This window comes from Streptomyces sp. GDS52 (assembly GCF_052246875.1).
Lineage (GTDB): Bacteria > Actinomycetota > Actinomycetes > Streptomycetales > Streptomycetaceae > Streptomyces > Streptomyces cathayae.
This window is the reverse complement of record NZ_CM125966.1, coordinates 2,262,281-2,275,426: the sequence shown is the minus strand read 5'-3', so window position 1 is coordinate 2,275,426 and position 13,146 is coordinate 2,262,281. Positions and strand designations below refer to the sequence as shown.

11 protein-coding genes are annotated in these 13,146 nt (G+C 69.8%); 4 read left to right on the top strand and 7 right to left on the bottom strand.

Annotated features, from left to right (window positions below):
• The 3 genes from ACTWJ9_RS10140 to ACTWJ9_RS10130 form a co-directional block, all read right to left on the bottom strand.
• Window positions 1–753: an amino acid ABC transporter ATP-binding protein gene (locus ACTWJ9_RS10140; protein ID WP_279337923.1), complete on the bottom strand. Its 753-nt coding sequence runs from the start codon at window positions 751–753 to the stop codon at window positions 1–3.
• A gap of 68 nt (window positions 754–821) precedes the next feature.
• A complete protein-coding gene (locus ACTWJ9_RS10135) occupies window positions 822–1,760 on the bottom strand; it encodes an amino acid ABC transporter permease (protein WP_443295603.1) in 939 nt (312 codons plus the stop codon).
• A gap of 32 nt (window positions 1,761–1,792) precedes the next feature.
• Complete coding sequence (locus ACTWJ9_RS10130) at window positions 1,793–2,743, bottom strand: ABC transporter substrate-binding protein (protein WP_388702736.1); 951 nt, start codon at window positions 2,741–2,743, stop codon at window positions 1,793–1,795.
• A 584-nt stretch (window positions 2,744–3,327) separates the two neighbouring features.
• Between ACTWJ9_RS10130 and ACTWJ9_RS10125 the strand changes: the two genes are divergently transcribed.
• The 4 genes from ACTWJ9_RS10125 (at window position 3,328) to ACTWJ9_RS10110 (ending at window position 6,604) form a co-directional block, all read left to right on the top strand.
• The gene (locus tag ACTWJ9_RS10125) at window positions 3,328–4,566 is read left to right on the top strand and encodes an NAD(P)-dependent malic enzyme (RefSeq protein ID WP_279333909.1); all 1,239 of its coding nucleotides are present in this window, start codon (window positions 3,328–3,330) and stop codon (window positions 4,564–4,566) included.
• 196 nt (window positions 4,567–4,762) lie between these two features.
• Window positions 4,763–5,728, top strand: a complete 966-nt coding sequence (locus tag ACTWJ9_RS10120) for a zinc-binding dehydrogenase (protein WP_279333908.1) — start codon at window positions 4,763–4,765, stop codon at window positions 5,726–5,728.
• A gap of 106 nt (window positions 5,729–5,834) precedes the next feature.
• A complete protein-coding gene (locus ACTWJ9_RS10115) occupies window positions 5,835–6,044 on the top strand; it encodes a helix-turn-helix domain-containing protein (RefSeq protein ID WP_279333907.1) in 210 nt (69 codons plus the stop codon).
• Window positions 6,044–6,604 (top strand): Clp protease N-terminal domain-containing protein, encoded by a 561-nt coding sequence (locus ACTWJ9_RS10110; RefSeq protein WP_443295600.1) that lies wholly within the window; start codon window positions 6,044–6,046, stop codon window positions 6,602–6,604. The genes ACTWJ9_RS10115 and ACTWJ9_RS10110 overlap by 1 nt, the downstream gene beginning before the upstream one ends.
• 112 nt (window positions 6,605–6,716) lie before the next feature.
• Here ACTWJ9_RS10110 and ACTWJ9_RS10105 read toward each other — a convergent pair whose 3' ends face one another.
• The 4 genes from ACTWJ9_RS10105 to ACTWJ9_RS10090 form a co-directional block, all read right to left on the bottom strand.
• Window positions 6,717–7,784 carry a helix-turn-helix transcriptional regulator gene (locus ACTWJ9_RS10105; protein ID WP_443295599.1) on the bottom strand — a complete coding sequence of 356 codons (1,068 nt, stop codon included), beginning with the start codon at window positions 7,782–7,784 and terminating at the stop codon, window positions 6,717–6,719.
• A 1-nt stretch (window position 7,785) separates the two neighbouring features.
• A complete protein-coding gene (locus ACTWJ9_RS10100; protein WP_443295598.1) occupies window positions 7,786–8,694 on the bottom strand; it encodes a DUF4097 family beta strand repeat-containing protein in 909 nt (302 codons plus the stop codon).
• Window positions 8,695–8,946: 252 nt separating this feature from the next.
• Window positions 8,947–9,129, bottom strand: coding sequence for a DUF6104 family protein (locus ACTWJ9_RS10095; protein ID WP_279333903.1), 183 nt, complete (start codon window positions 9,127–9,129; stop codon window positions 8,947–8,949).
• A 91-nt stretch (window positions 9,130–9,220) separates the two neighbouring features.
• Complete coding sequence (locus tag ACTWJ9_RS10090) at window positions 9,221–13,039, bottom strand: multifunctional oxoglutarate decarboxylase/oxoglutarate dehydrogenase thiamine pyrophosphate-binding subunit/dihydrolipoyllysine-residue succinyltransferase subunit (RefSeq protein WP_279333902.1); 3,819 nt, start codon at window positions 13,037–13,039, stop codon at window positions 9,221–9,223.
• Window positions 13,040–13,146 lie beyond the last annotated feature (107 nt).

The window sequence follows — 13,146 nt, the reverse complement described above, 5'->3', positions numbered from 1 at the left end:
TCAGAGCACCTTGGACAGGAACGACTTCGTGCGCTCGTGCTGCGGGTCGGTCAGGACGTCGCGCGGGTGACCGGACTCGACCACCACGCCGCCGTCCATGAAGACCAGGCTGTCGCCCACCTCGCGGGCGAAGCCCATCTCGTGGGTGACGACGATCATGGTCATGCCCGACTCGGCCAGGTCGCGCATGACGTCGAGGACGTCACCGACCAGCTCCGGGTCGAGTGCCGAGGTCGGCTCGTCGAACAGCATCAGCTTGGGATCCATGGCGAGCGCCCGCGCGATCGCCACCCGCTGCTGCTGGCCGCCGGAGAGCTGGGAGGGGTAGTTCCCGGCCTTGTCGGCCAGGCCCACGCGCTCCAGCAGCTGCCCCGCGCGCTCCCGGGCCTGCCTCTTGCTCACGCCCCTCACCTGCACCGGCGCCTCGATGACGTTCTCCAGCGCCGTCATGTGCGGGAACAGGTTGAAGCGCTGGAAGACCATGCCGATGTCCCGGCGCTTCAGCGCGACCTCGCTGTCCTTGAGCTCGTACAGCTTGTCGCCCTTCTGGCGGTAGCCGACCAGCTGCCCGTCGACGTACAGACGTCCGGCGTTGATCTTCTCGAGGTGGTTGATACACCTCAGGAAGGTGGACTTGCCGGAGCCGGAGGGGCCGATGAGGCAGAACACCTCGCCGGACTTCACCTCCAGGTCGATGCCCTTGAGGACCTCCACGGGGCCGAAGGACTTGTGGACCCCCTCGGCCTTGACCATGGGAACGGAGGAATCCCTCACCGATGCGTCCGTCCCGCCCGGCCTGCCGGCCTTGCTCAGCTTGTCGGTCATGCCGCGCCTCCCTTCGGGCGGCCGAGGGCCAGCATGTTGGCCTTCACCTTCTGCCACGGTGTCGACGGCAGCGTACGGGTGGAGCCGCGGGCGTAGTGACGCTCCAGGTAGTACTGGCCGACGCTGAAGACCGAGGTCAGCAGCAGGTACCAGGCCGCGGCCAGGAACAGCATCTCGGCCGGGGCGCCGGAGGTCTGGCCGATGTCCTGGGCGGCGCGGAGCAACTCGGGGTACTGGACGACCGACACCAGCGAGGTCGTCTTCAGCATGTTGATGACCTCGTTGCCCGTCGGCGGCACGATCACGCGCATCGCCTGCGGGACGACGATACGGCGCAGCGTCTTCGTGTGGCTCATGCCCAGCGCGTGCGACGCCTCGGTCTGCCCCTCGTCGACCGAGAGCAGACCGGCCCGGCAGATCTCCGCCATGTACGCGGCCTCGTTGAGACCGAGACCCAGCAACGCCGTCAGGAACGGGGTCATGAAGTCCGACCACTCGTCCTTGTAGAACGGCCCGAGGTTGATGTACTCGAAGACCAGGCCCAGGTTGAACCAGACGATCAGCTGTACCAGAACCGGGGTGCCGCGGAAGAACCAGATGTAGAACCACGCGATCGACGAGGTCACCGGGTTCTTCGACAGGCGCATCACGGCCAGCAGGATGCCGCCGACGATGCCGATCGTCATGGCCAGCACGGTGAGCAGCAGCGTCTTGCCGACACCGCTGAGGATGCGGTCGTCGAAGAAGTAGTCCGGGATCGTGTCCCAGTTGATCTTGCCCTGGGAGAACGCGTACACGACCCCGCCCAGCAGGGCGAGCGCGACGACGGCGGAGACGTACCGGCCGTAGTGCCGGACCGGGATGGCCTTGATGGCCTCCGGGCCGACCGGCGGTGTGCCGCCCGGCCCCGTCGTCTTGTCGATGTCAACAGTCACGGGTGTTGCCTTTCAGTGCCGCGGGCCCGCGGTCACTTGCCGCCGTTGATGGTGGCCTTGTCGATGGAGCCCTCCGCGACGCCCCACTTGTCCATGATCTTCTGGTACTCGCCGTTCTCGATCAGCGCGTCCAGCGCGGCCTTGAGCGCGTCCCGCAGTTCGGTGTTGCTCTTGGCGACCGCGATGCCGTAGGGGGCGGCCTCGACCTGCTCGCCGACCAGCTCGAAGTCCTTGCCGCCGCCGGAGGTCTTCACGGCGTACGCGGCGACCGGGAAGTCGGAGGAACCGGCGTTGGCGCCGCCCGCACGCAGCCGGGTCTGGGCCTGCTGGTCGTTGTCGAAGGCCTCGATGGCGATCTTCTTGCCGGCCGGGCACTTCTCGTTCTCGGCCTTGGCGAGGTCCTCCGAGACCGTGCCGCGCTGCAGCACGACCTTCTTGCCGCACAGGTCGGCCCAGGTCTTGATGCCCTGGTCGTCACCCTTCTTGGTGTAGATCGACACGCCGGCCGTGAAGTAGTCCACGAAGTCGACGCCCTCACCGACCTTCTTGCCGGTCTCGGCGTCGATGCCCTCCTGGCGGTCCTTGGTGTCGGTCATCGCGGACATGGCGACGTCGTACCGCTTGGAGCGCAGGCCCGTGATCAGGGTGTCGAAGGTGCCGTTCTCGAACTCGAACGTCACGCCGAGCTGCTTGCCCATGGCGGCCGCGAGGTCGGGGTCGATGCCGACCACCTTGCCGGAGTCGTCCTTGAACTCGACCGGGGCGTACGCGATGTCCGAACCGACCTTGACGACGCCCTTGTCGCGGATCGACTGGGGCAGCTTGTCGGCCAGCGGGGCGGCGCTCGTCGACCCGGTGTCGCCGCTGTCCTTGGTCTGGTCACCGCAGCCGGTGACGAGCAGGGTGGCTGCGACCGCGATCGCGCCGACCGCTGCCAGTCGGGACTTGGCGGCGGGGGTACGACGGGTGGTGCGTGCGGCCATGGTGGTTCCTCCGGCGGATGAGTGGAATGCCGATGGGTTCGGCCACTGCCGATGGGGACCGGCAGTGCCGCGGGTCGACGAGAGCACACGTCTTCGAGTGTCGCGACCTCGTGTGATGACCGCATCTTGCCATTCGGACTGCTCCATCCAGTGGGGTCGCCATGTCAAAATCGGATAACGGGTGACGCTCGAACCGCACTGATTCGTTCCAACATGGCCGGACGGTCTGCGGGAATGCTCCGTTCCGACCGGAGGATCTTCGGTTCATGACGTGGTATTGGTCGCCCGGCCATGGTGTTTGCCATGTCTCGAGCGTTTGTCAACCATCTGCCGGTGGATTGTCCTGAAATCAGATGATGAACCCCGGCGCCCGCATGTGACCTTTGCGTTATGGACTCGTCGCCGAAGGCGTCCGTCCGGTAAGAAGGTGCTTTACACCCCTCATCCGGGGATCCAGGGCGCGTGTGCGGCGCGCCCGTCGCGTCTGTGCCCGACGCATCAACCCACCGGGCCCTGCGCGGTCCCGCCCGCTCCTCACCCGGAGCGGCAACCCTCAGACCAAGAACGATTAAGGGGTCAACCAAGTGGCAGCGGAGATTGTCAATCCTCGCAGCGACAGCGAAAGCCAGAACGGTCATACGGAACAGGGCGGCGGGGCCGAGCCCCTGGAGTCCATCGACCCGGCATTCGCGCTGCACCGCGGCGGCAAGATGGCTGTGCAGGCCACCGTGCCGCTCCGTGACAGGGACGATCTGTCCCTGGCCTACACGCCCGGCGTCGCGAAGGTGTGCAGCGCGATCGCCGAGCAGCCGGAACTCGTCCACGACTACACCTGGAAGTCCTCGGTCGTCGCCGTCGTCACCGACGGTACGGCCGTGCTGGGACTCGGTGACATCGGCCCCGAGGCCTCCCTCCCCGTGATGGAGGGCAAGGCGATCCTCTTCAAGCAGTTCGGCGGCGTGGACGCGGTCCCGCTCGCGCTGAGCACCACCGACGTGGACGAGATCATCGAGACCGTGGTCCGGCTCGCTCCGTCCTTCGGCGGGGTGAACCTGGAGGACATCTCGGCGCCCCGGTGCTTCGAGATCGAGCGGCGGCTGCAGGAGCAGCTGGACATCCCGGTCTTCCACGACGACCAGCACGGCACGGCGGTCGTGTCGCTGGCGGCGCTGCGCAACGCGGCGCGGCTGAGCGGGCGGGCGCTGGGCGAGCTGCGGGCCGTGATCTCGGGCGCCGGCGCGGCCGGTGTCGCGATCGCCAAGATGCTGGTCGAGGCCGGGATCGGCGATGTCGCGGTGGCCGACCGCAAGGGCGTCCTCTCGCGCGAGCGCGATGACCTCACGCCGATCAAGCGGGAAGTGGCGGAGTTCACGAACAAGACCGGCCTCTCCGGTTCGCTGGAGACCGCGCTGGACGGGGCCGACGTCTTCATCGGCGTCTCCGGCGGCACGGTGCCGGAATCGGCGGTGGCGTCGATGGCGAAGGGCGCCTTCGTCTTCGCCATGGCCAACCCCGAGCCCGAGGTGCACCCGGAGATCGCGCACAAGTACGCGGCGGTCGTGGCCACCGGGCGGTCGGACTTCCCGAACCAGATCAACAACGTGCTGGCGTTCCCGGGGATCTTCGCGGGCGCGCTGCAGGTGCGTGCCTCGCGGATCACCGAGGGGATGAAGCTGGCGGCGGCCGAGGCGCTGGCGTCGGTGGTGGGGGACGACCTCTCCGCCGACTACGTCATTCCGTCCCCGTTCGACGAGCGGGTCGCTCCGGCGGTGACCGCGGCGGTGGCCGCGGCCGCCCGTGCGGAGGGCGTCGCCCGCCGCTGAGACGCGCGGAACCGGGTCGGCCCCGTCCTCGGGTGGACGGGGCCGACTGCTTTTCCCGGCGGCCGGGCGCACCGCGCGGGCCGGGCACCGGGAAGCGGGTGGGGCGCCGGGGAGCGGTGCGGCGTGCCGGCAAGAAGGCGTGTCTCACAGCGCCGCGTTGTTCCGCCGGGGGGACGGGCGGCCTATCGTCAAGGCCATGTTCGCTGTCTACGCCGCCCGAATCGACCGTGACCAGCCGCTTTCCGGTCTGGAGCTGGGAGAGCGTCCTGCTCCCGAGGCCCGTCCCGGCTGGAGCACCGTGACCGTGAGGGCCGCCTCCCTCAACCATCATGACCTGTGGTCCCTGCGGGGCGTGGGCCTCGGGGAGGACAAACTGCCCATGATCCTCGGCTGCGACGCCGCCGGGATCGACGAGGACGGCAACGAGGTCGTCCTGCACTCCGTGATCGGACAGACCGGTCATGGGGTGGGTCCGAACGAGCCCCGGTCGATCCTGACGGAGCGTTACCCCGGCACGTTCGCCGAGCAGGTCGCCGTGCCCACCTGGAACATCCTGCCCAAGCCGAGGGAGCTGTCCTTCGAGGAGGCGGCCTGCCTGCCCACGGCCTGGCTGACCGCCTACCGGATGCTGTTCACCAACGCCGGGGTGCGGCCCGGTGACTCCGTCCTGGTGCAGGGGGCCGGCGGGGGCGTCGCCACCGCCGCGATCGTGCTGGGGAAGGCCGCGGGGCTGCGGGTCTTCGCCACCAGCCGGGACGAGGCCAAGCGCAAGCGGGCCGTGGAACTGGGCGCGGCGGAGGCGCTTGAGCCCGGAGCCCGGCTGCCGCAGCGGGTCGACGCGGTCATCGAGACCGTGGGGGCCGCCACCTGGTCCCACTCGGTGAAGTCGCTGCGGCCCGGCGGCACGCTGGTGATCTCCGGCGCCACCAGCGGCGACCGGCCCTCGCACGCCGAGCTCACCCGGGTCTTCTTCCTGGAGCTCAGGATCGTCGGGTCGACGATGGGCACCAAGGACGAGCTGGAGGACCTGCTCTCCTTCTGCGCCGCCACCGGTGTACGGCCCGTCATCGACGAGGTACTGCCCATGGACCGGGCGCGGGAGGGCTTCGAACGGATGGAGAGCGGCGGACAGTTCGGCAAGATCGTGCTCACGAACCCCTGACGATGGAGTGCGGCCCACCTCACGACGGCCGGTCCGGATCTCCGGGCCGGCCGTCGTTTTGTCAACTGGGGTTGACGCTGCCCCGGTGTCAACATAAGTTGACGTCATGACTGAGGCAACCGACCTCGCCGCGCGTGCGGGCGACCGCGACCCACGGGTCGGCCTGCGGGCCGTCGCCGCGCTGCGCAGGCTGCTGGAGCAACTGGAGGCCGTGCAGGTGCGCAACGCGCGCCATCAGGGCTGGTCGTGGCAGGAGATCGCTGCCGAGCTCGGAGTCAGCAGGCAGGCCGTGCACAAGAAGTACGGGAGGCAGTGATGTTTGAGCGGTTCACGAAGGACGCCCGTGCGGTGGTGAAAGGGGCGGTTGAGCACGCCGAAGGGACGCAGGCGCGGACCGTCGGCGCCGAGCACCTGTTGCTCGCCCTGCTGGACCGTGAGGGCAGCCGTGCCTCCTTCGCGCTGGCGGCGCTCGGGGCCGACGAACGCAAGGAGTCGGTGCGGCGGGCCCTGGAGGAGGCGCGGCGCCGTGCCGGTCTGTCACGGGCCGAGGCCGACGCCCTTGCGGAGCTGGGGATCGACGTCCGGGAGATCGTCGCCCGGGTGGAGGAAACCCATGGGGTCGGGGCGATGTCCGGCGACCGGAAGGACAGGGACCGGTGGTCGGGGTGCCCCGGCTTCGGCAAGGACGCCAAGGAGGTGCTGGAGAAGGCCCTGCGCGTCGCCCTCGCCCGGCGCGAGCGGCACATCGGGGACGAGCACATCCTTCTCGCCCTGACCCTCCGCCCCGGCGTCCCGGCCGAGGTGCTCGCCGACCACGGGGTGACCCACGAGTCACTGACCAGAGTGCTCGCCGGCCCGGGGGAGGCGTGTGCCTGAGGAGGGCGCGGCCCGTCCGACGGCACGGTGAGGCTCCTCGGCCGTACCACCGGGCCCCGGCCGTACGAGCCGGGGCCGGCCGGCATCGCCGGGGCCCGGCCCGTTGTCGGGCTCAGGGCTTCGGGGTGCGCAGCAGCGCTCCGATCTGGGCTGCCGCCGTGGACAGGTGGTGGCGGGCGTCGCGGAGTTGGTCCGGGGTGATGCCGTGGTCGCGGGTCGCGTCGCGGATGTCGTCCCGGAACCGGTCCAGCAGCCGGTCCAGGTCCCGCGCGGCATCGCCGGTGGAGTCCGTGGCGCCCTCGTGCGCCCAGGTCGGGATGTAGTCGGCCGGGAAGTCCTCCGGGGTCCGGGAGTACGACGGCCCGGACGCCGGGGTACCGCTCTCCGCCTCGGTGCGGCCGAAGCCGAAGTCCTTGCCGAACTCACCCACCTCCTTGACCAGTTCCCCCAGCCCTTCGCGCAGGCCGGTCGGCCAGTCGCCGCGTGAGAAGCGGTCCTGCATCTGCTCCTGCACCCGCCGGGCGATGCGCTGCACCTCCTCCTGGGCCTGGGCGGTGGCCCGGTCCTGGGCCTCCTTGGCCTGACGGCGGGCGCGCTGGGCCTCGTCGCGGGCGCGGCGGCTCTCGTCCTTGGCGCGCCGGGCCTGCTCCTTCCACTCCTGCTTGGCGCGCCGCATCTCCTCCTTGGCGGCCTGCCAGGCGTCCTTCTCTTCGGGGCCCGTGAAGTCGCCGGGGCCGGGGCCGGGGCCGGGTTCAGGGCCGGGTCCGGCTTCCGTCCCCGCGCCCCGCCCCTGGCGGGCCTGGCCGGCGGCGGCCCGCATCTCGCGGCGCAGGTCGCCGGCCGCGCCGCGGACGTCGGCCTGGATCTCGGCGGCGAGTTCGGCGACCGATTCCCGGATCTCCAGCTCCAGATCGGCCAGCTCACCACTGCGGTCGGCCAGTTCGGCGCGGCCGGCGTCCGTGATGGAGTACACCTTGCGGCCGCCCTCGGTGGCGTGGGTGACCAGGCCCTCCGCCTCCAGTTTGGCCAGGCGCGGGTAGACCGTGCCCGCCGACGGTGCGTACAGCCCCTGGAAGCGTTCCTCGAGGAGGCGGATCACCTCGTAGCCGTGGCGCGGGGCCTCGTCCAGCAGCTTCAGCAGGTAGAGACGGAGACGTCCGTGAGCGAAGACGGGGGCCATGTCAGAGCACCTTCTTGTCGGTCGTGCCGTCGGTCGTTCCGCGGGCCGTGGCGTCGGCAGGCGCGTCCCGCGGCTCGCTCTCCTCCTCGCGGGGCGGGCGGCGCAGCAGGGCGATGGAACCGGAGACGGTGGTGGCCCGCAGCCTGCCGTTGCCCTCGCCCAGCCGGCCGGTGATCTTGTGGGCGCCCCACTGGCCGTGCACCCGCAGGCCGTCGAAGGCGTTGGAGACGGCGCCGCTCGCCGTGTTGGCCTCGACCTCCGCGTCCGCCGGATCGGGCAGCCGGATCGCGATCTCGCCGGAGACGCTGGCCAGCCGGATGTCGGTGGGGCCCTCGGGAGCGAGGTCCACGATCATGGAGCCGCTGACCGAGTCCGCCCGCACCGTGGGCCCGGACCCGTCGACCACGGTGAGGTCGCCGGAGACCGAGTGGAACCGCAGGTCACCGGTGACGGACTGGGCCTCGACGTTCCCCGACACCGTGTCCGCGCGGACCGGGCCGGAGAGGGCCACCAGAGTGGTGTCGCCGGTGACTCCCCGCACCACCGCCGGCCCCTTGACCCCGGAGAGCACGGCCCCGGCACCGACCACCCCCACCTCGACCCGCGCCTGTGCCGGAACCGTCAGTGAGACCACCGCGCTGCGGTGCCGGCCCCTGCTGTCCAGCCACTTGAGGAAGTCCTTCCAGGGCAGGTCCTCGTAGGCCACCGTGAGGGTGCCGCCCTGCTGGGTGACCACCAGGGGTGGCCCCTCGATCTCGGAGACCTCCAGGCGGGCGGAACCTTCGTCCGTCCCCACCACGTTCACCGTTCCGTTGACGATGCGTATGCGGAGTTCGCTCACTGGCTCGTCGAAGGTGAGCTTCGTGGCCTCCGAGACGGACCTTTCGGACCTTGCGGGCCTTTCGGCCATGGTGGAACCTCCTGAGCCGGACTGCCTGACTGCCGGACGGCGAGGCGACGGGACGGCCGACCGGGAGTGGCGCCGGCGGCGGACGCCCGGCACGCAAGAACCCCGACGCGCCATATCGCGTCTCACGTAATTCACGATATATCGCGGTCGGGGAAAGTCAAGACACTCGTTCTGGTGATCAGTCCTCATGCAGAAGGGGTGAAACGCCCGAGGGGCCCGCGCGGCTGGAAGGCCCGTGCGGCTGGAATCCCGCTACTCGTCGTCGTCCTCGTCGTCCAGCCGGGCCAGCCAGGTCGCCAGGCGCTCCACCGGCACCTCGAAGTCGGGGTTGAGGTCGACGAACGTCCGTAGGTGCTCGGCGAGCCACTCGAAGGTGACCTCCTCCTCGCCGCGCCGCTTCTCCAGTTCCTCGATGCCACGGTCCGTGAAGTACATGAGAACAAGGATATGTGCGCGCAAACGGGCCGGGCCGCACCCCCCGAAGAGGGGGTGCGGCCCGGCCGGGAACGACCCGTGACGGCGTCGGTCAGGCGTCGAACACCTCACGCACCAGCTGCTCCTGCTCGGCCTGGTGCCGCTTCGCGGAACCGACGGCCGGGGACGAGCCGTGCGGACGCGAGATGCGGCGCAGACGCTCGTCGTGCGGGACGTCGGCGCCGACGGCCAGGTCGAGGTGGTCGATCAGGTTGAGCGCGATGAACGGCCAGGCACCCTGGTTCGCCGGCTCCTCCTGGGCCCACAGGTACTTCTCGGCGTTCGGGTACTTCTTGATCTCCGCCTGGAGCTCGGCACCCGCCAGCGGGTACAGGCGCTCGAGGCGGATGATCGCCGTGTCCGTGATGCCGCGCTTCTGCCGCTCGGCGTCCAGGTCGTAGTAGACCTTGCCGGCGGTGAAGACGACCTTCCTGACCGCGGCCGGGTCGACCGAGTCGTCGCCGATGACCGGGCGGAACTGACCCGTGGTGAACTCCTCCGCCTTCGAGGCCGCCGCCTTCAGGCGCAGCATCGACTTCGGGGTGAAGACGACCAGCGGCTTGTGGTGCGGGTTGTGCACCTGCCACCGCAGGAGGTGGAAGTAGTTCGACGGGAGGGTCGGCATCGCGACCGTCATGTTGTTCTGCGCGCAGAGCTGCAGGAACCGCTCCGGGCGGCCCGAGGAGTGGTCCGGGCCCTGGCCCTCGTAGCCGTGCGGCAGGAGCAGGGTCACACCGGAGGTCTGGTTCCACTTCTGCTCGGCCGACGAGATGAACTCGTCCACGACCGTCTGCGCGCCGTTGACGAAGTCGCCGAACTGCGCCTCCCACATCACGAGTGCGTCCGGGCGGGCCAGCGAGTAGCCGTACTCGAAGCCCATCACCGCGTACTCGGAGAGCAGGGAGTTGTAGACGTTGTACCGGGCCTGCTCCTCGGACAGGTACATCAGCGGCGTGAACTCGGCACCCGTCTCACGGTCGATGACGACCGCGTGGCGCTGGCCGAAGGTGCCGCGCTGCGAGTCCTGGCCGGAGAGCCGGACCGGGACGCCCTCCAGGAGCAGCGAGCCGACCGCGAGGGTCTCGCCCATGCCCCAGTCGATCGTGCCGTCCTCGACCATCGCCGCCCGGCGCTGCAGCTGCGGCAGCAGACGCGGGTGGATGGTGACGTGGTCGGGGATGTTGACCTGCGACTCGGCGATCCGCTTGACGACCTCGGAGGTGACCGCCGTGTTCACCGCCACCGGGAACTGGGCCTGCGGCTCCGAGGGCTCGACGGCCGTCGGCTGCGACGCCGCCTCGCGGACCTCGGTGAAGACCTTCTCCAGCTGGCCCTGGTAGTCCTGCAGTGCCTGCTCGGCCTCTTCCAGGGTGATGTCGCCGCGACCGATGAGGGACTCGGTGTACAGCTTGCGCACCGAGCGCTTCTTGTCGATCAGGTCGTACATCAGCGGCTGCGTGAAGGCCGGGTTGTCCGACTCGTTGTGACCGCGGCGGCGGTAGCAGATGAGGTCGATCACCACGTCCTTGTTGAACGCCTGGCGGAACTCGAAGGCCAGCCGCGCGACGCGGACCACGGCCTCCGGGTCGTCGCCGTTCACGTGGAAGATCGGGGCCTCGATCATGCGGGCCACGTCCGTCGCGTACATCGACGAGCGCGAGGACTCGGGGGCGGCGGTGAAGCCGACCTGGTTGTTGATGACGACGTGGACCGTGCCGCCGGTGCGGTAGCCGCGCAGCTGCGACATGTTCAGGGTCTCGGCCACCACGCCCTGGCCCGCGAAGGCCGCGTCGCCGTGGATCACCACCGGCAGGACGGTGAAGTCCGTGCCGCCCTTGCCGATGATGTCCTGCTTGGCGCGCACGACGCCTTCCAGGACCGGGTCCACCGCCTCCAGGTGGGACGGGTTGGCGACCAGGGAGACCCTGATCTGCTCGCCGTCGAGACCGGTGAAGGTGCCCTCGGCACCCAGGTGGTACTTCACGTCGCCGGAGCCGTGCATCGACTTCGGGTCGAGGTTGCCCTCGAACTCGCGGAAGATCTGCGCGTACGACTTGCCCACGACGTTGGCCAGCACGTTCAGCCGGCCACGGTGGGCCATGCCGATGACGACCTCGTCGAGACGGGACTCGGCGGCCGAGTCCAGAACGGCGTCCAGCAGCGGGATGACGGACTCGCCGCCCTCCAGGGAGAAGCGCTTCTGGCCGACGTACTTGGTCTGCAGGAAGGTTTCGAACGCCTCCGCGGCGTTCAGCCGGCGCAGGATGCGCAGCTGCTCCTCGCGCTCCAGGTTGGAGTGCGTGCGCTCCACGCGGTCCTGGATCCACCTGCGCTGCTTCGGGTCCTGGATGTGCATGAACTCGATGCCGGTGGTGCGGCAGTACGAGTCGCGCAGCACACCCAGGATGTCGCGGAGCTTCATCAGGGTCTTGCCCGAGAAACCGCCGACCGCGAACTCGCGCTCCAGGTCCCACAGGGTGAGCCCGTGCTCGGTGATGTCCAGGTCGGGGTGCTTGCGCTGGCGGTACTCCAGCGGGTCGGTGTCGGCCATGACGTGGCCGCGGACCCGGTAGGAGTGGATCAGCTCGAAGACGCGGGCGGCCTTCGTGACGTCGTCGTCGTGGGAGGCGTCGATGTCCTTGAGCCAGCGGACCGGCTCGTAGGGGATGCGCAGCGCCTCGAAGATCTCGTCGTAGAAGTCGTTCTCGCCGAGCAGGAGGTTCGCGACCGCGCGCAGGAACTCGCCGGAGGCGGCACCCTGGATCACCCGGTGGTCGTAGGTCGACGTGAGCGTCATGACCTTCGAGATGCCGAGCTTGTTGAGGGTGTCCTGGCTGGTGCCCTGGAACTCGGCCGGGTAGTCCATGGAGCCGACGCCCAGGATGACCGACTGGTTCTGCATCAGGCGGGGCACGGAGTGGACGGTGCCCAGGCCACCGGGGTTGGTCAGCGAGACGGTGACGCCGGTGAAGTCGTTCATCGTCAGCTTGTTGTCGCGGGCGCGACGGACGATGTCCTCGTAGGCCTGCCAGAACTCGAAGAAGTTCAGCGTCTCGGCCTTCTCGATGCCCGCGACGACCAGCTGGCGGTCGCCGTTCGGCTTGACCAGGTCGATGGCGAGGCCGAACTTGATGTGCTCCGGCTTCACCAGGGTGGGCTTGCCGTCCACCTTGGTGTAGTGCCAGTTCATCGACGGCATCGCCTTGATGGCCTGGACCATCGCGTAGCCGATGAGGTGCGTGAAGGAGATCTTCCCGCCGCGGGCACGCTTGAGGTGGTTGTTGATGACGATGCGGTTGTCGAACAGGAGCTTCACCGGGAGCGCGCGCACGGACGTGGCCGTGGGCACCTCCAGCGAGGCGTCCATGTTCTTCGCGACGGCCGCGGACGGGCCGCGCAGCGTCACCTGCTCGGGGCCCTGCTTGGCCTCGCCGGAGGGCTGCGCCTTGGCGGCCGGGGCCTTCGCGGCGGCGGGCTTGGCGGGGGCGGCCGGGGCGGGGGCCGGGGCGGCCTTCGCCGGAGCGGGCACCTGCGCCGGGGCCTTGGCGGCCGGCGCCGCGGCGGCGGGCTGCGGGGCGGCGGGCGGCGCGGGCGCGGCGGCCGGCTGGGCCGGGGTGGCCGGCGGAGCCGTCGTGGTGCCCGCGGTCCCCGTCGACGTGTTGCTCACCGGCGCGGAGGCCTGAGGCGCCCCCGGCTTGTAGTCGGCGAAGAAGTCCCACCAGGCCCGGTCGACCGAGTTCGGGTCCTGGAGGTACTGCTGGTAGATCTCGTCGACGAGCCATTCGTTGGCACCGAAGGCCGCAGCGGGGTTCTTGCCCGCTTGGTCGGTGTCGGTCGAGATGCTCGAGTTACTGGGGGACTGTGGCGACACGGCGTCAACCGCCCTCTTCCGCTTCACAAGATGATGGACAGCGGAAATTAAGGCTACGCCTCCAAGAGCGGGAAGGTCAGGTCGGGCCCGTTCAACGTCGTGTAAGT